Raw genomic sequence first — 21,138 nt, forward strand, 5'->3', positions numbered from 1 at the left:
GTTTCCTCTTTCGGGGACCAGATAAAAGGTTGCTCCGCGCGCACTACCCCGCTGTCGGGACGGAGTGCTTCAAATTGTAGGCTATTGCAATTGATTGTCGAGAGCTAAACTAAATCACAATAACAACGCCTATGATTCTCATTTTATAGAATCGACCGCCACGCCCGAATCGCGAGGGCTCTGGCCCGATTCGAACCCGCGATCGCATTTCTCAGAGGAGAGGCCACAAGATGACCAAAAACAAATCCTATCGGCTCGCTATTGTCCTTTCGGTCGCCGCGCTTGCGGCGTTGTCCGGCTGCAAGACCAGCGAGCAGAAGGCAGACAACCCGTTCAGCGCCTCGGCCGAGACGCGCGCACTGTGTGCGGACAAGATCCGCAATGGATTCTGCGGTGCCGGGAAGTGCGCCGCCGGGAAGTGCGGCGCGAGTCTGAAAGATACCTGCGCCAAGATCTTCGACGGCGAGTAGGCGGGGACCTCGACCCCTGGGCGATGGCATGCCCGGGGCGTGCCGCGGTGGTATGCAACAGATCGCGCGCGAAGACGGTCATAATTCCGAGGTGACCGGAAGAGGATCAGTCCCCTATGCATAACAGGGTCTGGATGCCGTTGTTCGGCCTCCTGTTTTCGTCGGCATTGTTCGCGAATGAGGCGGCCGAGCCGACCGAACGCGGCACGACGGCTGTCGTCCCCGCCTACAGTCGCGCCTACGATCCCGCACGTGACCCCTATGCCGACGGGCGTGACGCGCTGGCGCTGGCGCGCGACACCGACCGTCGCGTGCTGATCGAACTGGGCGGCGAATGGTGCCAGTGGTGTCACGTGCTGGAACGCTTCTGGAACCGGAACGCCCGGGTGCGCGCGGCACTCGACCGACATTTCGTGCTGCTCAAGGTGAACGTCAGCGAGGAAAACGACAATGCCGCGTTTCTCGCCGGTCTACCGCCCAACCTCGGATTTCCGCATATCTACGTGGCGGCCGACGATGGGCAGATTCTGCATTCCCAGGACACCGCCGAGTTCCTGGTCGACGGACACTACGATGAACGGCGTATGCTGGGCTTCATCGAGCGCTGGCGCACACCGGACGACGACGTGGAGGCCGAACGATGAAACATCTGTCCAGGCGGCTGGCCGAACAGGCGGGCCTGCACGGCTGGCTGCAGGAATGGCAGGCGCAGCTGCTGTCGCGGCGGCGTTTTCTACTGCGCATGGCAGGTGGCTCTCTCGCGGCCATGCTGCCGTTCGGGATCGCCGATGCGGTATCGGCATCGACGTCCATCGACGACGCGGCACGCTGGAAGATCCTTGACGCCGTGCAGCGCCACATGCTGCCCAGCGAGACAGACGCGCCGGGCGCGGCCGAGATCCACGCGCTCGATTATCTGCGCTTCATCGTCGCCGACGAGAGCATCGATGCCGAAGACCGGGCGTTCCTGCTGCAGGGGGCCGGCTGGCTGGAGGACATGGCACAGCAGATGACCGGGACCTCGTTTACCGCACTCGACGAAGACGGGCGCGAACGCGTGCTGCGCCGGATCGAAGGTTCGTCGGCCGGTCACAATTGGCTGTCGCAGATGCTGCTGTACCTGATCGAGGCGCTGCTTTCCGACCCTGCCTACGGTGGCAATGCGCAACGCGCCGGTTGGCGCTGGCTGGCACACATCCCCGGTTTCCCGAGCCCGCCCCCGGACAAACTGTACCCGGAGTTGCTGAAACGATGAGCGAATACGATGTCTGCGTGATCGGCAGCGGCGCTGGCGGCGGTCCGGTCGCCTATACGCTCGCGCAGCAGGGCCGCTCGGTGGTCGTTCTGGAAAAGGGGCCCTGGTTCACCGAGGCCGATTTCTTCAAGGATGAGCTCGCGTGCTGCCGGCGCAGCGTGTACACGCCGCGCCTGCAGGACGAACAGCACGTGATCGAGGACCGCAACGACGCCGGCGACTGGGTCGGCACCCCGACGTCCGAGTCGGGTTGGGACTTCTGGAACGGCAACTGCGTCGGTGGATCGAGCAATTTCATGAGCGGCTTTTTCCATCGCCTGAAGCCGGTCGACTTCCGCCTGCTTTCCGAGTTCGGCCCGGTCGACGGGGCGAATATCGTCGACTGGCCGATCAGTTACGACGATCTGGAGCCCTATTACGACAAGGTCGAGAAGGTCGTCGGGGTGTCCGGCAGGGCCGAGGAGCATGCGCGCGCAGAGCCCCGCTCTAGTGCCGACTTCCCCTATCCGCCGACCGCCGAGCACCCGGTATCCGCCTGGATCGACGAGGCCTGCGGTCGACTCGGTTATCACCCGCTGCGGGTGCCGCGCGCGATCCTCAGTCAGCCCGACCACGGGCGGCGCGCCTGCGAGTACTCTGGCTACTGCGGCAGCTACGGCTGTTCGAGCGGTGCGAAGGGCGGTTCACGCGCGGCGTTGCTCGACCACGCGGTCGCCAGCGGGCACTGTGAGATTCGCGCCCGGGCCAAGGTCCACCGCTTGATCAGCGATGCGAAGGGTCGGGTGGTCGCGGCCGAGTATTCGGACCAGGCGGGCAGGCGTCGCCGGGTGCACGCCAAGGTGTTCGTCGTCGCCTGTCAGGCGATCGAGAGCGCGCGACTGCTGCTGGCGTCCACCGGTCCGCGATTCGCGAACGGCCTGGGCAACAACAGTGGCCAGGTCGGGCGCAACCTGCTGTTTTCGGCTGGCGGGGCGGGTGGCGGCGACCTGGTGTTCGCTGACCTCCCCGCGGAAAAGGTCGAGCAGCTGCGCGTGATGGGACCCTTCGTGAACCGCGCGCTCGACGACTGGTACGTGATCGACGACCCGGGGTTCGACGGCGGCCGCGCCAAGGGCGGGGTGGTCGAGTTCCTGCTGACCCATCCCAACCCGATCGCGCGTGCCAGTGGCGCGAAATGGGGCGAGGACGGCCTGCTCTGGGGCAGGCCGCTGAAACGGCGCCTGGAACGCTGGTTTCGCGAGGACCGCCGCCTGGCTTTCGAGGCGTTCAACGACTGGTTGCCGGTCGACAGCTGTTTCGTCGCGCTCGACAAGCAGGTGCGCGACCGCTGGGGCGACCCGGTCGCCAGGGTGCGCATCGGTTATCACGCGCGCAACCTCAGTGTCGGCGAGTACCTGGCGACGCATGCCGAGAAGGTCCTCCGGCAGATGGGGGCGCGCAACATCGCGTCGAACATCAGCGGCGCGCCGCCACCGAATCTGGTCGCTGGCGGCTGTCGCTTCGGCACCGACCCGGCGTCGTCGGTGCTCGACGCCGACTGTCGGCTGCACGAGGCCGACAATGTCTATGTCAGCGACGGCAGCTTCATGCCGACCGGGGGCAGTGTGCCCTACACCTGGACCATCTATGCGAACGCATTCCGGGTGGCCGACAAGATTGCCGCGACGCTGTAGCGCTCCCGTCTTTCGCGATCGGAAGGGCGCGGTATCGTCAGCGTCCGGTCGGCATGGCGCCGCGTGCCACGATCCTAGGCGGTCACCTCGAACCACTCGTCGAGCTTGGCGTGTGCCTCGTCGATGCCGTCGCGCTTCAGCGATGAGAAGGTCTGCGCGCTGAATACCGGGTCGATCTTCTGCAACTCGGCGCGCACCTTCAGCAGCGTGCCCTGGGCCGGACCCTTTTTCAGCTTGTCGGCCTTGGTCAACAGCACATGCACCGGCAGCGCGATGTGGCTCGCCCACGCAAGCATCTGGCGGTCGTAGTCCTTCAGCGGGTGGCGGATGTCCATCATCAGCATCAGGCCGCGCAGGCACTCGCGTTGCTCGAGATACGAGGCCAGCGCGCCCTGCCACTCGCGCTTGATGCCCTCGGCGACCTTCGCATAGCCATAGCCCGGCAGATCCACGATGCGTCGCTGTGAATCGACCGCAAAGAAGTTGAGCAGTTGTGTTCGGCCAGGGGTCTTGCTCGTGCGTGCGAGCGTCTTCTGGTCACACAGCGTATTGATCGCGCTGGATTTCCCCGCGTTGGACCGCCCCGCGAACGCGACCTCGTAACCCTCGTCGGCCGGGGTCTGGCTGAGCTTCGCGGCGCTGGTCTGGAAGGCGGTCTGGCGGTACAGCGGGTTCATGCGTCCGGGAAGTCGCTGCGTCGCCAGTGGCCTGACTTGCCGCCGGATTTTTCTTCGAGCCGCACGTTTTCGATCACCATGCCGCGGTCGACCGCCTTGCACATGTCGTAGACGGTCAGCAGGGCGACCTGCACTGCGCACAGCGCCTCCATTTCGACACCGGTCTGGCTGCGCGTCTTCGCGGTCGCGTGGCAGTGGATGCAGTCGAGCCGGGTGTCCGGTGTGAACTCGATGCTGACCTTGGTCAGCGGCATCGGGTGACACAGCGGGACGAGGTCGGCGGTGCGTTTCGCGCCCATGATGCCGGCGATGCGCGCGACGCCGAGGACGTCACCCTTCTTGTGTCCGCCTTCGAGGATCTTCTGCAGCGTGCTGGCCTGCATGCGGATGCTGCCGCTCGCGACCGCCAGCCGCTCGCTGACCGCCTTGTCGCCGACATCGACCATGTGCGCCTGGCCTTCGGCGTCGAAATGGGTGAATCGTTCAGACATGCGCAGCTCCGCCAGCGGTGTACTCGAGTGACTTGGGCACCTCGTGCAGCTCGAATGTCATCGCCGCAAGATCCGCCAGCACCCAGGTCGCCGGTGCCTGACCGACGCCGCCGATCGTGCCTGGATTGACCAGGTGGGTCGTGCCGCCGGCGCAGTTTTTCTGTTCGACGATCTCGGCCTTGTGGCTGTGTCCGCAACACACCAGGTCCCAGTCGCCGGTCGCCGCCATCGCCCGCGCATAATGCGGATAATGGACCAGGAAGATCCGCTTTCCGGCCAACTCTATGCCGGCATCCATGCCGTGAAAGCGCACGATCCCGCCGGGTTTATGGGCCAGCTGGGTCAGTGCGAACAGGTCGCCGGTGTTGTTGCCATGGATCACGTGCACCGGAAGGCGGTATTTTTCCAGGCAATGCAGGGTGCTGGGTGCGACCAGGTCGCCGCAGTGCAATACCGCCTCGGCGCCGGCGGCCTTGGCGTCGGCGACTGCGGCATCGATCAGCGGGATGTGATCATGGCTGTCGGACAGGATACAGACCTTCATCGGTTACGGCTTCGACGGTGGCAGGGCCGGTTATCGTACCGCAATCCGCTCGCCGCGGCCGATTCGGCGCCGCGCGCCGGTCGCGGCGCCAACGTGGTTCGAACGCCACGCCGCGGTATCCGCGTGGGTGCCACGATCGCGCTGGTGCTTCTGCTGGCATCGCCGTCAGCCGCGTCCCCCGAATCCGGTGAACTGGTCCAGGTGCTGGCGGAGATCGCCCGGCCGCTGCGCGATGCGCGGGATCTCGCCCCCCTGCTCGAAGCGGCCGCCGACGCGCGCCTGGTATTGCTCGGCGAGGCCTCGCACGGGACGCACGAGTTCTATGCCTGGCGTGACCGGATGACCCGGCGCCTGGTTGCCGAGCAGGGCTTTTCGATGCTCGCGATCGAGGGTGAATGGGTGAGCCTGCTGCCGCTGGATCGCTATGTCCGCCACGCGCCGGACGCCCCGGCGTCGGCGCGCGCCGCATTGCAGGCGATCGACCGCTGGCCCCGCTGGGTCTGGGCAAACCGCGAATTCGAATCCCTGGCCGAATGGTTGCGTGGATTCAACGCCGACCGTCCGCCCGCCCGTCGTGTGGGCGTGCACGGCATCGACCTGTATGCGATCTGGGAATCGCTGGATGCGGTCCAGGCGTTCTACGCGAGCCACCTCGTCGGGGCGGCACCCAGGACCGAGCAGCGCTATCGCCTGCTGCGGCAGTTCCGGGAACGGGATCGCGCCTACGCGGAATTCGTGCGTACCACCGGTCGGTCGGCGGAGACTGCGGTGGCGGAGGTGGCCAATGAGCTGGATGCCCTCTACCGGCGTGCGCGAGCAGCCGACCGCGACGTACTGTTCGAGGTCTTGCAACACGCGCGCGTCGTGCAGTCCGGCGAGCGCTACCTGCGCCTGTTGCCGTCGGCGGGCCCGTACTCATGGAACGCGCGTGCCGAGCACCTGGCGCGTTCGGTCGACCACCTGCTCGCGCACTATGGCGATCACAGCCGGGCGATCGTCTGGGCGCACAACACCCATGTCGGGGACGCGCGCGCGACCGACATGCGGCGTACCGGCGAGGTCAACCTCGGGCAACTGGTGCGTCAACGCTACGGCCGCGACGCGGTGTTCGTACTGGGGTTCGGGAGCGCCCACGGCAGCGTGTTCGCGGCGCATCGCTGGGACGGTCCCGGCGAGGTGATGCAGCTGTCGGCTCCGCGGCCGGACAGCGTCGAGGCGGCACTGCTCGCGGCGGGCAGCGGCGATCGGCTGCTGCTGTTCGATCCGGACTCGCCGGCGACGCGGTCACTTTTGCGGGCCCTGCCGCACCGCGCGGTCGGCGTCGTCTACGACGCGGCGCACGACGGGGTGAAGCACTATATGCGGAGTTGTCTTCCGCAGCGCTACGATGCCTTTGCATTTCTTCCGGCCACCCGCGCACTGGAGCCGTTGCAGGCCTTGCCGGGCGGCCGCGACGCCCAGGCCGGGCCGGCCCACCGGCCCGCAGCGCGCTGAGATCGTCAGAAGTTCGGTTTCTCCGGCGCGTCCTGGTACATCTTCACGCTGTCCAGGATCTCCTGTCTGGCCTCGTCGACGCCGTACCAGCCATCGACGCGCACCCACTTGCCCTCGTCGAGGTCCTTGTAGTGCTCGAAGAAGTGCGAGATGCGGTTGAGGACCTCGCCGGGCAGGTCGCGAAACGACTCGACACCGCGGTAGGTCTTGCACAGCTTGTCGATCGGCACCGCGAGGACCTTGGCGTCGTCGCCGGACTCGTCCTTCATCTTCAGCACGCCGACCGGCCGGCAGGTGATCACCGAACCCGAGATCAGCGGGTGCGGGGTCAATACCAGCACATCCACGGGGTCGCCGTCCTTGGACAGCGTATGCGGGACGTATCCGTAGTTGCACGGGTAGTACATCGCGGTCGACATGAAGCGGTCGACGAACATCGCGCCGGTGTCCTTGTCGAGCTCGTATTTGACCGGATCGGAATGGGCCGGGATCTCGATGATCACGTTGATCTGATTGGGCACTTCGCCCTTGCTCACTCGGTCCAGGTTCATGATGGCTCCTGTGGTTTACGGACACTGTCGTGCAAGCGGCACAGTATATCGTCAGGCCGTCGCGGTGCGTCGATAGGTGCCGTCAATAGTCTGGGGTGGATCGTTCCGCCTGGTAAAAAATGGCCGGGTTGCGCCGCTAAACGTGGAGGTGCCGACGTGGCACGCGACACGAATCCGTTTCCCCCACGGCGATCCGATGGAGACATCCAGCGAACACCTGATCGAGACGGAGCGCACTGCGCTGCTGTTCCGCAACGGGCGGTCCTCGAATGCCGCGGTGTTGTTCGCCAGCCTGGTGATCAGTGGGATCTTTGCAGGCCTGGTAGCGCCCCTCCCGCTTGGTGCCTGGCTGACGCTGATGACGGTGGGTGTCGGTCTGCGCACCGCGTTGATCGTCGTGCACAACCGGCACCCGGATGCCGCCACGCCGGCGGGCTGGGCGCGCGGCTATGCGCATGCGACCGCCCTGCTCGGTCTGGGCTGGGCACTGATGGTGGTGATGGCTTACAGCGACGACGTGTGGATGAACATGGTCGTCGTGGTCGTGGTCATCGGCATGGTGTCGCTCGCGGTACCGGTGTTGGTCGCCAGCCCGCGGGCCTTGTATTTCTATACGCTCCCGGCGGTTGCCGCGGTGGTCCTTTCGTTGTTCCTGGAGTTGGAGCGGGGCCCAGTGCTACTCGGCGTGGGCATGCTGTCGTTCGGGCTGCTGTTGGTTCGGGCGACGCACAATTTCCACGCGCTGCTGCTGTCGTCGCTGCGTCTGCGCTTCGAGAATCAGGCCCTGGCGGCCGGCCTCAGACGCCAGAACGACGCGGCTGTGCTGCTCAACCGGCAACTCGCCGAGGAGGTTCGCGAGCGTACCGCCGCCCAGACGGCACTCGAGGTGCATCACGGCAACCTCGAGGCCCAGGTCCGCGATCGGACCGCGGAGCTGACGAGGGCGAAAGAGGCGGCCGAGGCCGGCAACCGGGCGAAGAGCGAGTTTCTCGCGACGATGAGCCACGAGATCCGAACCCCGTTGAATGGCGTGCTGGGTATGAACGAGCTGTTGCTACGGACGTCGCTGGACGAGCGCCAGCGACGTTACGTGACGGTCAGCTACGAGTCCGGCAAGACCCTGCTCGGACTTATCGACGACGTACTGGATTTTTCGCGGATCGAGGCGGGGCAGCTCGATTTTGTCAGCGAGGATGTCGATCTGCGCGAACTGGTCGCGCAGACGGTGCAGATCGTCGCGCCGGCGGCGGCGAAGAAGGGGCTGACGATCGCCTCCCATCTGGACGACGATCTTCCGCCGCACGTTGTCACCGATCCGCTGCGCCTGAAACAGGTGCTGCTCAATCTGTTGAACAATGCGGTGAAGTTCACCGAACGCGGCGAGGTGACCGTTAGCGTCGGTTGCAGCGAGGACGACGGAACCAGCGCCCTGATTGAGCTGGCGGTGCATGACAGCGGGATCGGCATCGACCCGGCGGCAACCGAGCAGATCTTCGGCGCCTTTGCCCAGGAGGACGGCTCGATCACCCGCCGGTTCGGCGGCTCCGGTCTGGGCCTGGCGATCACCCGAAGGCTGGTCCGTGGCATGGGCGGGGAGGTCACCGTGGAAAGCCGCAAAGGCGTCGGTTCGACGTTTCGCGTGCGGGTCCGCCTGGAACACCGCGGGCCCGCCGCGTCCGCGGTCCAAGGGGCCTCCTCGGAGGCCGCGCCGCGGCCCTTCGCCGATGGCCCCAGGGTCCTGGTCGTGGACGACAACGCGGTGAACCGGCTGATCGCGGTCGAAATGCTGGAGACCCTCGGATGTAGGGTCGACACCGCGGACGACGGTGCCGGGGCCTGTGCCAGCGCGGGCCGTCACGACTACCGGCTGATCCTGATGGACTGCCACATGCCGGGAATGGACGGTTATCAGGCGACGCGTTCGATCCGCGATGCCGAGCGGCAGCGGGGAAGGGGTCGTGCGCCGATCGTCGCGATGACCGCAGACGTCGCGGTCGACACCCAGGCACGCTGCGCAGCGGCCGGGATCGACGGCTTCATCGAGAAGCCGTTTACGTTGCAGCGCCTGCACGCCGAGGTGGCGCGGCACACCGCGGTGCGGCAGGCCGGGGCGCAGGCCAGGGCCGAGGCCGTCGACTGATCGTCTACAGTGCGCCGACACACAAAGGGGGCCCGCAGGCCCCCTCGATGCAGCGTCCGTCGAAAGCGCCGCCTCAGATCAACGGCACGATCAGCAGTGCGACGATGTTGATGATCTTGATCAGCGGGTTCACGGCCGGGCCGGCGGTGTCCTTGTAGGGATCGCCGACCGTGTCGCCGGTCACCGCGGCCTTGTGGGCATCGGATCCTTTGCCGCCGAAGTTGCCGTCCTCGATGTACTTCTTGGCATTGTCCCAGGCGCCACCACCGGTGGTCATCGAGATCGCGACGAACAGGCCGGTGACGATGGTGCCGATCAGCAGGCCGCCCAGTGCCTTGGGTCCGAGCAGCACACCGACCAGGACAGGTACCGCGATCGGCAGCAGCGACGGGATGATCATCTCTTTGATCGCCGCCTTGGTCAGCATGTCGACGGCACGGCCATAGTCGGGCTTCTCGGTGTGGTCCATGATCCCCGGCTTTTCCTTGAACTGGCGACGTACCTCGTTGACGATGCCGCCCGCCGCCCGTCCGACGGCCTCCATCGCCATCGCGCCGAACAGGTAGGGTACCAGGCCACCGATGAACAGGCCGATGATCACCATGTGGTCGGAGAGGTCGAAACGCAGGTCGAGGCCGCTTTTTTCCAGCGTGTGCGTGTAGTCGGAGAACAGCACCAGCGCCGCGAGGCCTGCCGAACCGATGGCGTAGCCCTTGGTGACGGCCTTGGTGGTGTTGCCAACGGCATCCAGCGGGTCGGTGATGTTGCGGATCTTTTCATCCAGTTCGGCCATCTCGGCGATGCCACCGGCGTTGTCGGTGATCGGACCGTAGGCGTCGAGGGCGACGATGATCCCGGTCATCGACAGCATCGAGGTCGCAGCGATCGCGATGCCGTACAGACCGGCCAGGTCATAGGCGACCCAGATCGAGGCGCACACGGCGAGCACCGGCGCAGCGGTGGCCTTCATCGAGATGCCGAGCCCGGCGATCACGTTGGTGCCGTCGCCGGTCGTCGAGGCCTGCGCGATGTGCCGCACCGGGCTGTACTCGGTCGCGGTGTAGTACTCGGTGATCACGACCATCGCCGCGGTCAGTACCAGGCCGACCAGCGAGGCGAAATACAGGTCCATCGACGTGAACTCGGCATTGCCGCCCATCATGCTGTCGGTGACGAAATAGAAACCGACCGCGGCGATCACGCCGGACACGATCAGGCCGCGGTACAGCGCGTTCATGATCTTGCCACCTTCCCGCGCCTTGACGAAGAAGGTGCCGATCACCGAGGCCACGATCGATACGCCGCCGAGCACCAGCGGGTACAGCACGGCGTTCGCGGAGTCGGCCAGCAGCAGTCCACCGAGCAGCATGGTTGCAACCACGGTGACCGCATAGGTCTCGAACAGGTCGGCCGCCATGCCGGCGCAGTCGCCGACGTTGTCGCCGACGTTGTCGGCGATCACCGCCGGGTTGCGCGGATCGTCTTCCGGGATACCGGCCTCGACCTTGCCGACGATGTCGGCGCCGACGTCCGCGCCCTTGGTGAAGATGCCACCGCCCAGTCGGGCGAAGATCGAGATCAGCGAGCCGCCGAATGCCAGTCCGACCAGCGGGTGGAGGGGGTCGTGGACGCCCATCCTGACCAGCACCGCATAGTAGCCGGCGACCCCGAGCAGACCGAGGCCTACCACCAGCAGGCCGGTGATCGCGCCGCCACGGAATGCGATCTGCAGCGCGGCGTTCAGGCCGTGGTTGGCGGCCTGCGCGGTGCGCACGTTGGAGCGCACCGAGATGTTCATACCGATATAACCGGCCAGACCCGAGAATACCGCGCCGATCAGGAACCCGACCGCGGTCGCCCAGCCGAGGAAAAAGAACAGCACGACGGTCAGGACCACGCCAACCAGTCCGATCGTGGTGTATTGGCGGTTCAGGTACGCGGATGCGCCCTCCTGGACAGCCTGTGCGATCTCTCGCATACGCTCGTTGCCGTCAGGCTGGCCCAGTATCCATTTGACCGAAACGACGCCGTAGCCAATCGCCAGCAACGAGCAGGCGAGGGCAAACCAGAGTGCAGTGTTCATGACAGATTCTTCCCCTCTACGAAGTACTTTTGTCGTGGGCGCCTATGGTTTCGTTGTTGTAGCGTCCAGCGAGGAATTCTTGGCCCTAGCAGTCCATTTACCAACCAAAATATTCGAATGTGGTGATTAACGGTGCTGCTGTTGGGGTATTGCCGGCGCAGTGTAGCCCAATCATCCGCCGGGATGTCGAGTGGTTCGCGGTCTCCGCCGGCAGCGACCGGCCGGCGACGACGGTTGCCGGGCAAGCCGGAGTTCAGCGTCCCACGTGCGAGAAATCGGTCCCGGGCGAGAGCCCAAACCGTTGTTCCAGATCGAGTTCTCGGATCAGTCGGTCGACCGCCGCCTGGCCGTGCTCGTTGCTGATCTCGGCCAGAATCAGGCGTACCGCGTTGCGGTTGTATCCGCCGCCGAATGACAGTTGCACGGCGATCAGTTCACGGGCCTTGTCGAGCGTCATGGTGGAGTCCCCCGGTGCGTGACTGCCCCACTAGGGATGCCGGACATGCCTGGCGTCAGGTAGCTGTGGCAATCGGCTGCGCAGCAGGTCCTCGACGGCATCCGCGGACAGCGGGCGCGAAAAGGCGAAGCCCTGCTGAAAATCACAGCCCAGTTCACGCAGGCATTGTACTGCGGCAGTCGTCTCCGCCCCCTCGGCGATGATGCCCAGCTCGAGGCTGTGCGCGAGACCGACGATTGCGCGTACGATCTCGCGGCTCTTCGGGTCGCGGTCGATGGTTTGGGTGAACGCCTTGTCGATCTTCAGCGAGTCGAACGAAAAGCGGTGCAGGTAGTTGAACGAACAATAACCACTGCCGAAGTCATCGATCGCTGTTGCCACGCCGCAGGCACGCAGCTGTTCGAGAACTGCCGTTGCCTGTTGGGTTCCGTCGATCAGCGCGGTTTCAGTGACCTCGAGCTTCAGGCGGCCGGGTTCGAGTCCGGTTCGCTGAAGCGCGCCCTTCACCTGTGCTACCAGGTCCGGGTGCACGAATTGGGCATTCGACACGTTGACTGATACGAACAGGTCGCCGAGCTGCGGCAGTGCGGCCAGCCAGCCAGCGAGCTGACGGGTTGCCTCGCGCAGCGTCCACTGCCCGATCGCGATGATCAGGCCGGATTCTTCCGCGACGCGTAGAAACGCATCCGGGTTCAACAGCCCGCGTTGCGGGTGCTGCCAGCGCAGCAGCGCCTCGAGGCCGACGATGCGGTCGTCGTCCAGGCGACTGATCGGTTGGTAATAGAGCACCAGTTCCTGGCGGGGGACCGCTGCGCGCAGCGCAACCTCCATCTCCAGCAGAGAAGACACCTCGTCATGCATGCCGTTGTCGAACACGACGTGCTGGTTTCGGCCTTTGCCCTTGGCGTGATACATCGCGATCTCTGCGTCGCGCAGCATGTCTTCGGCGCGCTCGTAGTGCGGCGCGTGCAGCGCGATACCGGCGCTCGCGGAGGTCGCCACCTCCTGGTTCACCAACACGCTGGGCTGCGCAATCTCGCGCTGAATCCGGCTCACCAGTCGATCGAGGTCGGCGACTTCGCCGCTGTCGTCGAACAGGATCGCGAACTCGTCCCCGCCGATCCTGGCGAGGGTGTCGGATGCGCGCAGGTGCCCGCCGATGCGCTCAGCGACCCGCCGTATCAGGCTGTCGCCGGCGCGGTGCCCGAGACTTTCGTTGATGCATTTGAATCGGTCGAGATCCAGTACCGCGACAGCAAAACGGTAGTGATGGCGCCGTTGCGCGAGTTTGATCGAATGGGTGATGCGTTCCAGCAGCAGTTTGCGGTTGGCCAGCCCGGTCAGCGCGTCGTGCAGGGCGTCGTGCGCGAGACGCTCTTCGGTCTGTTTGCGCTCGGTGATGTCGGTCTGCGATCCGGCGATACGGTAGGCCTGGCCATCTTCGTCGCGAATCGCCAGCGCCCGACAGAGCATCCAGCGGTAGTCGCCGTCTCGGTCAAGGATGCGATATTCGACCTCCAGTTTTGGAATGTCGCCGGCCAGGTGGGCATTGAGCTCGTTGCGAAACCCGAGCTGATCGTCCGGGTGGATGCGCGCGAGCCAGGCATCCATCTGCTCACCGATCTCGGATTCGCGCAGTTTCAGTTGTTCGCGCCAGCGTGGCGAGAAGTACACGCGCTGTTCGCTGATGTTCCAGTCCCACAGTCCGTCATTCGCACCCGCCGCGGCCAAAGCGTAGCGCTCCTCGCTCTCGGCCAGGCGTGCCCGGTCGCCGCTGGCGCGCAGGATGCAGCGTAACTGGTGGCGCAACAGTGGCCAGTTGATCGGTTTGTTGACGAAGGCCGTCGCGCCATCGCTGTATGCGCGCTCGATCGACTCGCTGTCATCGAGTCCGGTGGCGATGACGATTGGGATCTGTCGACCGGTCGGCAGCGTGCGCACGCGGCGGCACACCTCGAAGCCGTTCATCCCCGGCATGAGGACATCCAGCAGGATCACGTCGGGCGGTGCTGTCTCGACGGCGGCGATCGCGGCGTCGCCGGAGGTCACTGAGCGGATCAGGAAGCCGTGTTCGGCCAGCCCCATCTTGGCCATCAGAGCGACCGTGGGATCGTCGTCTACAACGAGGACTGATTTGGGCGGGGCTTCGGCGCGGTCCACGTTCATCGCGCGCAGCCAGCGGCAGGCAGTCGCGCTGCACGTCGATTGGCGTGGGGCCTGGGAGCTGCTGCGGCTACATCGTGGGACATCGTGACGGACCGAGGTTTTGTGCGATTTTGTGAACCGATCCAACTTCTCAGTGTGAGTCTAATCGGAACTCCTCTTCGTAACACGCGGGCGAGTTGCGGAAAATCAAACAAAGATGCGTTTGATGGTTGGGAAATCGCGGCGCAAGCAGCGGATCCGTCAAACAAAACGGGGTCCGACAGGACCCCGCTTCGAACATGCGCAAGGTGACGGCGTTTAGAGTTCGAAATCACTCAGTTTGCGCGGCACACCGGCGAGTTTCAGGGTCACGTAGTCGGGCATGCCGTTGGGTTTGTACGGCGGGTAGGCCTCGCCCTGGATCAGCGGATAAAGATAATCCTTACACTTCTGTGTAATCCCGAAGCCATCTTCGGAGATGAAGTCCATCGGCATCATTTTCTCGACGTTGGCGACCTCGCTCAGTGGTGCCTCGCCGATCTCCCACGCGTAGGGGTTGTTAGAGGTACGCACCACGGTCGGCATGATCGAATTCTTGCCTTCGAGCGCCTTCTCGACCGCGGCTCTGCCCAGCGCATACGCCTGTTCGACGTCCGAATTCGATGCGAGGTGACGCGCTGCGCGTTGCAGGTAGTCGGCAACAGCCCAGTGGAACTTGTAGCCCAGGGCATCCTTGATCATGTTCGCCACCACCGGTGCGGCGCCGCCCAGCTGGGCGTGTCCGAACGAGTCACGGGTACCCTGCTCGGCAAGGAACTTGCCGTCCGGCCAGTGGCAGCCTTCCGAAACCACGATGGTGCAGTAACCGTGCTGCTTGACCTTGGCGTCGACATTGGCCAGGAACTTCGCCTGGTCGAACTCGACCTCGGGGAACAGCGTGACGACCGGGATGCCCTCGTCCTCGACCAGCGCACCGGCCGCGGCGATCCAGCCCGCATGTCGACCCATGACCTCGATCACGAAGATCTTGGTCGAGGTCGCGGCCATCGAGCGCACGTCGAAGCTGGCCTCCAGCGTCGATACCGCGATGTACTTCGCGACCGAGCCAAAGCCCGGGCAGTTGTCGGTGATCGGCAGGTCGTTGTCGACCGTCTTCGGGACATGGATCGCCTGAACCGGAAAGCCCATCTTCTCGGACAGCTGCGACACCTTGTAACAGGTATCGGCGGAGTCACCGCCACCGTTGTAGAAGAAGTAACCGATGTTGTGCGCCTTGAACACCTCGATCAGGCGCTCGTATTCGCGCTTGTTCTGCTCCAGGCTCTTGAGCTTGAAACGGCAGGAGCCGAAACCGCCGGACGGGGTGTGCTTGAGGGCGGCGATGGCCTCGGAAGACTCCTGGCTCGTGTCGACCAGGTCCTCGGTCAGGGCGCCGATGATGCCGTTGCGACCGGCATAGACGTTGGCGATCTTGTCGGGATGCGCGCGCGCCGCCTCGATCACGCCGGACGCCGAGGCGTTGATGACCGCGGTCACCCCGCCGGATTGTGCATAGAACGCGTTCTTCGCCGTCATAAATGGTTTCCCTCTAGTCAATAGTCGCTGTTGTTCTGCCCGACCGGTGCCGGTTTCAGTGCCGTTTGTCGTCGATCTCGCCACGTTCCCGGGCGGTGTGGTCGGCCTGCGTCTGCAGCAGGGAGACGGCACACTCGGTCAGGTCGTCGTATTCGTGCACGCCGGTGCCGTATTGCTGGTAGCCGCGATAAAAGAACTGGCAACGATAACGCCGTTCGCCGGTCTTGAAGATGACGAAGTGGCAGCCGTCGGCCTCCCAGACGAATACCGGACAGGATGTCAGTTCGCGGTCGGCTGGGTTCAGGCGAATCTCGGCGTCGGCGTACTGCAGGTCGATCTCTCGTCCATAGCGCTCCTTCAGGGTCGTTTTCACGATCCATTCCTCGGTTGCGCTAATGTCAGGAATTTGACTCATGTTCGCTGGGCGCCGGTCCAGTCACCTCTGGTACGGGGTGTGGTCCCGGTGGATTGATCGGTTTTCGGGAAAATCGCGGCGATCTACTCGTTAATTTCTGCCGATCACCTAAAATCCGTAACAAATCAGGCGCTTCGTTGACACGCTATTTGTAGTGCGATTAGCTTAGTCAATGCAGCTAGGGCTAGCCAATGCAAAACACGCATGCCCCCATAGGAAAACCCTAATTTCCTTATATGGTAAAAGGTTGGGGATGAGGCGTGGGTGGCCGGCCGGGCGTCGAGCAGAACAATAATGGCCATCTAAGGAGCCAAAATGAGGATCGTTTTATTGGGCCCACCGGGTTCTGGTAAGGCTGAACTTTCGCAGCGCATCTCCGATCATTATGGGATTCCCGTCATCACCGTCAACAGCGTGATGCAGCGCGCTGCCGCCGAGCAGTCCGAGTTGGGCCGCCTCGCCAAGGAAGCCATGGACATGTCGCGGGTCTCGGATGAGCTGCTGCTGGCACTGTTGCGTATCCAGCTACCGCAGATGGATCTGGGCAAGGGTTTCGTGCTCGTCGACCTGCCGAAGAACGCAGGCCAGGCCGACGTACTCGACAGCGTATTGAACGATCTGGGTGCCGGCATCGAGTTGGTGCTCAACCTGGAGGTCGACCCGGACGAACTCATGGAGCGCCTGGTCGGGCGGATCACCTGCGACAACTGCGGTGCGAAATATAACCTTTACGTGAACCCGCCGATGGTCGATGGCGTCTGCGACGAATGCGGCGCAAGGGTGGTGCGCAGGCCGGATGACTACGAAGAGACGATCAGCAACAGGCTGCGCGTCTACGAGGGGCAGATGGGGCCGCTGCTGCAGTATTACCGTCTGGGCGACAAGCTGAACCGCGTCGAGGCGGACGAGGGTGCCGACAAGGTCTGGAAGGCGGTGCGCAAGCTGATTGACGCAATGCCTCCCAGCATCCCGCCGGGTGGACAGCAGGATCGGGAGCAAGCCACGGTCGCCGCCGAACAACCGCGCAAGAAGGCAGCGACGCCGAAGAAGGCCGCGCCGGCCAAGCCGCGCACTGTGCCCGCCGCCGGTCCAGCCAAGGCGGCAGCCAAGACGCCGGCAAAGCGCCAGAAACCGGCTGCGGTGGCTGAATCCAAGGCGGCCGGGAAGGCCGGCCCGGCAAAGACTGAAGCAAAGAAGGCACCGGCCAAGAAAGCCACCGAGAAAAAGGTGGCGGCGAAAAAGCCGGTGGCGAAGAAAGCGGTCGCCAAGAAGACCGCGACCAAGAAAGCGGCGACCAAGAAAGTGGCGACCAAGAAAGCGGCGACCAAGAAAGCGGCGGTTAAGAAAGCGGCGGTCAAGAAGGCCGTCGCCAAGAAGCCGGCGGTCAAGAAGGCCGTGACCAAAAAGTCGGTGGCCAAGAAGGCGGCGGTCAAGAAGGTGTCGGCGAAAAAGCCGGTCGCAAAAAAAGCAGCGCCCAAGAAGGCTGCGAAAAAGAAGGCCTCGGCGAAGCCGCCGGTCGCCAAGAAGACGTCGGCGAAAAAGCCGGTCGCAAAAAAAGCGGCAACCAAGAAGGTCGCGAGCAAAAAGTCCCCGGCCAAAAAGGCGGCGACGAAAAAGAAGGTCGCGGCGAAGCGCTCGCGCCGTTGATCGGTCGGATCGTCGCAGGATCCCGGCGGTCGTTACGCCGGGAGACCCGGCGGGACCGCCCTCGATCAGTCGAGCGACGGTCCGAGTTGGAACTCCACCGGTTCGAAGCCGCGGTCTTCGAGCATCGCGAGCACGTCTTCCCAGGTGTGGTCCGCATTCTCTTCTTCGACCTGGGCGATCAGCCCCGTCACGTGACGAAACACCTCTTGATCCTGAAAATCCGGGGGGATCCGTACCAGTCGGATCTTGGTCTTGTCCTGGGCGGGCAGGATCATCAGTCTGTCGTTCATCGCGTTTCCTGAACCTTCGGTGAGCTGGGCCTACGTCGCATGATCGCGGCACGTACTCCGCATTTTCGCCGAATCTCCATGGGGGTGCACCTGCGCAAAGCGTAGGGTCAAACCCCCTTCACTCGGATGACGCCAGGGCGGGCAGCCAGTCCCGTTCGCGTGCCTCGCCGCGGTTGTCGTGTCGGGTGAACCGCGGGATCTGTTGCGCTGCTACCGGTCGACTGAAGAAATAGCCCTGCATGCAATCGCAGTTCAGCGCGCGCAGCTTCGTCACCTGCGCACGTTCCTCGACGCCCTCTGCAACCACCCCGCAACCCAGGACGTGGGCCATCTCGATAATCGTACCGAGCAGCGCGGTGTCCTGTTCACTGGATAAGGTGTCGGCCACGAACGATCGATCGATCTTCACCCGGTCGATCGGCAACTCCTTGAGCGACACCAGCGACGAGTAGCCGGTGCCGAAGTCGTCCAATGCGATGCGCACGCCGAGTTCGCGTAACTGGGCGAGCGCGTTGCGTGCCTCGATATGGGTCTGGATCGCGCTCTCGGTGATCTCGAGTTCGAGCAGCTCTGGGCTTAGACCGGAGGCGACCAGCGCCGCACGCACGCTCGGTACGAAATCCGCGTCGAGCAGTTGCAGCGGTGACATGTTGACGGCGACCGTCATTGGTGGAACACCGGCGTCGAACCAGGCCATTGCCTGCCCGCAGGCCTGTGCCAGGACCCACTCGCCGAGGGCGTCGATCAGACCCGCCTGCTCCGCGACCGGGATGAACTCGAGCGGCGGAATCAGACCGCGCTCGGGGTGGTTCCAGCGCACCAGTGCTTCGACGCCGCAGCAGCCCCCGGTCAGGGCATCGATCTGCGGCTGATAATGCAGTTCGAACTGCCCCATGATCAGCGCCTGGCGGAGTTCCTGCTCGATCGTCAGGCGCTGTTCAGCAGCGCGCGACATCTCCGGTGCATAGCGCAGGCAGCGGATCTTGGTCGTGTGTTTGGCCGAATTCAGCGCGCTCTCTGCCGCCTTGAGCAGGCTCTGCGCATCCGCCCCATCGGTGGGATACACGGCGATGCCGACGCTCACCCGCGGACACACCGCCCGGTCGCCCAGACTGACCGGTAGCTGGATCTCTTCGCGACAGCGTTCGGCGACCCGGGTTGCGTCGAGGTCGTCCGAGATTCCGTGCACCAACAGTGCGATCTCGTCGCTGCCGAGGCGGGCCGCGAAATCGGTGCTGCGCAACAGACTGCCTACCCGTTGCGCGACGATCTTCAGCAGGTGATCCCCCGATTGGTGGCCAAAGGTATCGTTGATGTCCTTGAAGCCATCCAGATCGAGATACAACAGCGCAAAGCTGCCCGCACCCAACTGGTGGGACGCAATGCTGTTCTGCAGACGTTCGTGAAAATGCGTGCGCGAACCGATGCCGGTAACCGGATCGTAGTAGGACAGCTGGTGTGCCCGATCCTGGAGCTCGCCGAGACGTTCGCGGTGCTCGTCGAGCGATTTGCGTTGTCGCGCTATCGTCGTCGTCGCGTGTTCCAGGCTGTGGCGGGTCAGTAGACCGTCGATGTAGTCGCGTACCAGGCGCTCGCCCTGCAGCGTCAGCACGACCGCGAACAGCACTTCGATCCCCAGCAACAGCCAGCCACCGGCGGTGCCGTTGATCGCGACGGCAGCGGTCATCGTGAGTATCGGCAGCCAGAGAGACAGGGAGAAGCGCCGCCACAGCGAGCGCTCCAGCGTCAGCGTCGAATAGGCGCTGGTGGTGAACGCCAGCGTGGCGACCAGCAACAGTTCGGACATCCTGTCGATGCCGTGCACGAACAATACCGCGCCGACCAGGGCCCCCCATGAAAAGCCGCCGAGGTCCACTGCAGTCTGGTAGTCATGCACCCGGTGCAGGAAGTTGGCACTGCGCACCGTGACGAACCGCCGTGCCAGATGCACGCGCATGACGGCGGCTCCCACCATCAGCAGATAGAGCATGGATACCGCCGGCCAGTGCGCCGACATCTGCGGACTCAGCGCGATGAAAAAGGCCATTGCGGCGGGTGCCGTGAACGGTTGATAGCCGGTGCGCCGTCCCAGCTCTGCCGCGGATTGTTCACAGATGCGCTGCAGGGCCGGGCTTGGGTTCGGCGAACAGCTGGTGAGCCAGTCCTGCGCGGTATCCCGCAGTGGCCTGTCTAGCAGCCGGTCCGTATCGTCAGTTTCCATGCCCACTCTCCTCGTCGTGCGGGAAGCGCCCTGGGGCGTCGGTTCGCCGCAGTACGATGCAAGGTCCATGGTGCGATTGTCGGCATCGGGCCGGCTCTGCAGGATCGGGGAACACCCGATTGCGTGCTTCGCAAAACCTGAAGTTGGGAAACCCGTGGCGCCGGTTTCAGTGGGTCCCGGCACAGTCGGTCGCCCCGCACAGGTCGCCCGATTCGAGTGCGGCGCAGGATCGGGAGACGCCCTGGACGACAAAGTCGACGGCGAGCTCGCGTACGGCCCGCGCACCACCCATCCAGTCGAACTCCCGCAGCTCCATCCACAGTATCTGGCAGGAGGATGCCTCGATTAGCTGGCAAAACAGTCGCAGGCGGTTGCCCGACCAGCGCAGGGTGCACGCGAGCTGGAGCTCATTGGCGCCGGGGAGCCGAGAATGTTTCGGAAGTGCTTGCTCACTTTCAAACAGGTTGCCGGGAGGTGGCAGAATGACGCATTCGGTCGATGCCAGCGCGAGATAGATCTCGCCGAGCAGGTCTGCGCTGAATTCCTGGTGCTCCGGGACGCCGCTTGTGCAGTCGAACGCGTCGATACCCAGTACCGGGTGGGCCGTATCCCGTCCGCGACCGGGCGACGCGTCGCGTCCCGTACGATCCTTTACCACGACTGCCAGCCGGCCCGGCAGCATCTCCAGACGAAGCAGATTGAATCGCCCATCGGTTCGGTAATAGTTGTCGAGCCTGCATCGCAGCCGTTGGGCGGCGCTGTCTTCGATGGCGGACCACGCCGAACTCGACCGATCGATCGCGTCCTGATCATGGCCGACCACGGCGTGCTGTCTGGATGGGTGTCGCCAGTTGGCGAGATGCTCGAACACCACCTGGGTCAGCAACAACTTGAACAGCCGGGCATCGCGAAACTCGGCGCTGGTGACCACCCGCTGCAGTTCGTCCAAGACCTGGTTTTCGTAGTCGATGCCCGTCATATCCCCATCCTCCTTGGCCACGCGGTGGCCC

The 21,138-nt window shown here is 64.4% G+C and carries 19 protein-coding genes; 7 read left to right on the forward strand and 12 right to left on the reverse strand.

Translation table 11 applies throughout. The features are described from left to right. Positions 1-230 precede the first annotated feature (230 nt). From H6955_16235 to H6955_16250, 4 genes are all read left to right on the forward strand, one after another. The gene (locus H6955_16235; protein MCP5315109.1) at positions 231-470 is read left to right on the forward strand and encodes a hypothetical protein; all 240 of its coding nucleotides are present in this window, start codon (positions 231-233) and stop codon (positions 468-470) included. A 116-nt stretch (positions 471-586) separates the two neighbouring features. Continuing rightward, positions 587-1,114 (forward strand): thioredoxin family protein, encoded by a 528-nt coding sequence (locus H6955_16240; protein ID MCP5315110.1) that lies wholly within the window; start codon positions 587-589, stop codon positions 1,112-1,114. Next, on the forward strand, positions 1,111-1,725 hold the full coding sequence (locus tag H6955_16245) for a gluconate 2-dehydrogenase subunit 3 family protein (protein MCP5315111.1): 615 nt from the start codon (positions 1,111-1,113) through the stop codon (positions 1,723-1,725). Before H6955_16240 ends, H6955_16245 begins: the two co-directional genes overlap by 4 nt. After that, positions 1,722-3,398 (forward strand): GMC family oxidoreductase, encoded by a 1,677-nt coding sequence (locus tag H6955_16250; protein MCP5315112.1) that lies wholly within the window; start codon positions 1,722-1,724, stop codon positions 3,396-3,398. Before H6955_16245 ends, H6955_16250 begins: the two co-directional genes overlap by 4 nt. Positions 3,399-3,472: 74 nt before the next feature. Here the strand turns inward: H6955_16250 and H6955_16255 are convergent, their stop codons facing one another. From H6955_16255 to H6955_16265, 3 genes are read right to left on the reverse strand one after another with little or no spacing between them, the layout of a single operon-like run. Further along, entirely contained in the window at positions 3,473-4,075 is a 603-nt protein-coding gene (locus tag H6955_16255; GenBank protein ID MCP5315113.1) for a YihA family ribosome biogenesis GTP-binding protein, read from the reverse strand. Then, complete coding sequence (gene moaC, locus H6955_16260) at positions 4,072-4,566, reverse strand: cyclic pyranopterin monophosphate synthase MoaC (protein MCP5315114.1); 495 nt, start codon at positions 4,564-4,566, stop codon at positions 4,072-4,074. The genes H6955_16255 and moaC overlap by 4 nt, the downstream gene beginning before the upstream one ends. Beyond that, entirely contained in the window at positions 4,559-5,110 is a 552-nt protein-coding gene (locus tag H6955_16265; GenBank protein MCP5315115.1) for a metallophosphoesterase family protein, read from the reverse strand. The genes moaC and H6955_16265 overlap by 8 nt, the downstream gene beginning before the upstream one ends. 123 nt (positions 5,111-5,233) lie before the next feature. Here H6955_16265 and H6955_16270 point away from each other — a divergent pair, with 123 nt between their 5' ends. After that, positions 5,234-6,604: an erythromycin esterase family protein gene (locus tag H6955_16270; GenBank protein MCP5315116.1), complete on the forward strand. Its 1,371-nt coding sequence runs from the start codon at positions 5,234-5,236 to the stop codon at positions 6,602-6,604. Positions 6,605-6,609: 5 nt separating this feature from the next. Here H6955_16270 and ppa read toward each other — a convergent pair whose 3' ends face one another. After that, the gene (ppa, locus tag H6955_16275) at positions 6,610-7,155 is read right to left on the reverse strand and encodes an inorganic diphosphatase (protein MCP5315117.1); all 546 of its coding nucleotides are present in this window, start codon (positions 7,153-7,155) and stop codon (positions 6,610-6,612) included. A gap of 196 nt (positions 7,156-7,351) precedes the next feature. Here ppa and H6955_16280 point away from each other — a divergent pair, with 196 nt between their 5' ends. After that, a complete protein-coding gene (locus H6955_16280) occupies positions 7,352-9,295 on the forward strand; it encodes a response regulator (protein MCP5315118.1) in 1,944 nt (647 codons plus the stop codon). Between the two features lie 73 nt (positions 9,296-9,368). Here the strand turns inward: H6955_16280 and H6955_16285 are convergent, their stop codons facing one another. From H6955_16285 to H6955_16305, 5 genes are all read right to left on the reverse strand, one after another. Next, positions 9,369-11,378, reverse strand: a complete 2,010-nt coding sequence (locus H6955_16285) for a sodium-translocating pyrophosphatase (protein MCP5315119.1) — start codon at positions 11,376-11,378, stop codon at positions 9,369-9,371. 253 nt (positions 11,379-11,631) lie between these two features. Further along, positions 11,632-11,835, reverse strand: coding sequence for a hypothetical protein (locus H6955_16290; protein ID MCP5315120.1), 204 nt, complete (start codon positions 11,833-11,835; stop codon positions 11,632-11,634). A gap of 30 nt (positions 11,836-11,865) precedes the next feature. Then, entirely contained in the window at positions 11,866-14,001 is a 2,136-nt protein-coding gene (locus tag H6955_16295) for an EAL domain-containing protein (GenBank protein MCP5315121.1), read from the reverse strand. A gap of 297 nt (positions 14,002-14,298) precedes the next feature. After that, entirely contained in the window at positions 14,299-15,555 is a 1,257-nt protein-coding gene (locus H6955_16300) for a 6-phosphofructokinase (GenBank protein ID MCP5315122.1), read from the reverse strand. 55 nt (positions 15,556-15,610) lie between these two features. Beyond that, positions 15,611-15,970, reverse strand: coding sequence for a hypothetical protein (locus tag H6955_16305; protein MCP5315123.1), 360 nt, complete (start codon positions 15,968-15,970; stop codon positions 15,611-15,613). 315 nt (positions 15,971-16,285) lie between these two features. Between H6955_16305 and H6955_16310 the strand changes: the two genes are divergently transcribed. Then, on the forward strand, positions 16,286-17,617 hold the full coding sequence (locus H6955_16310) for a nucleoside monophosphate kinase (protein MCP5315124.1): 1,332 nt from the start codon (positions 16,286-16,288) through the stop codon (positions 17,615-17,617). A gap of 65 nt (positions 17,618-17,682) precedes the next feature. On the opposite strand, the gene H6955_16315 is transcribed toward H6955_16310, so the two are convergent. From H6955_16315 to H6955_16325, 3 genes are all read right to left on the reverse strand, one after another. Continuing rightward, positions 17,683-17,907 carry a hypothetical protein gene (locus H6955_16315; protein ID MCP5315125.1) on the reverse strand — a complete coding sequence of 75 codons (225 nt, stop codon included), beginning with the start codon at positions 17,905-17,907 and terminating at the stop codon, positions 17,683-17,685. 118 nt (positions 17,908-18,025) lie between these two features. Continuing rightward, on the reverse strand, positions 18,026-20,128 hold the full coding sequence (locus tag H6955_16320; protein MCP5315126.1) for an EAL domain-containing protein: 2,103 nt from the start codon (positions 20,126-20,128) through the stop codon (positions 18,026-18,028). A gap of 166 nt (positions 20,129-20,294) precedes the next feature. After that, positions 20,295-21,107: a hypothetical protein gene (locus H6955_16325; protein ID MCP5315127.1), complete on the reverse strand. Its 813-nt coding sequence runs from the start codon at positions 21,105-21,107 to the stop codon at positions 20,295-20,297. Positions 21,108-21,138 lie beyond the last annotated feature (31 nt).

The sequence above is a fragment of the Chromatiaceae bacterium genome, assembly GCA_024235395.1.
In the GTDB taxonomy this organism is placed as follows: Bacteria; Pseudomonadota; Gammaproteobacteria; order Chromatiales; family Chromatiaceae; genus Thiosocius.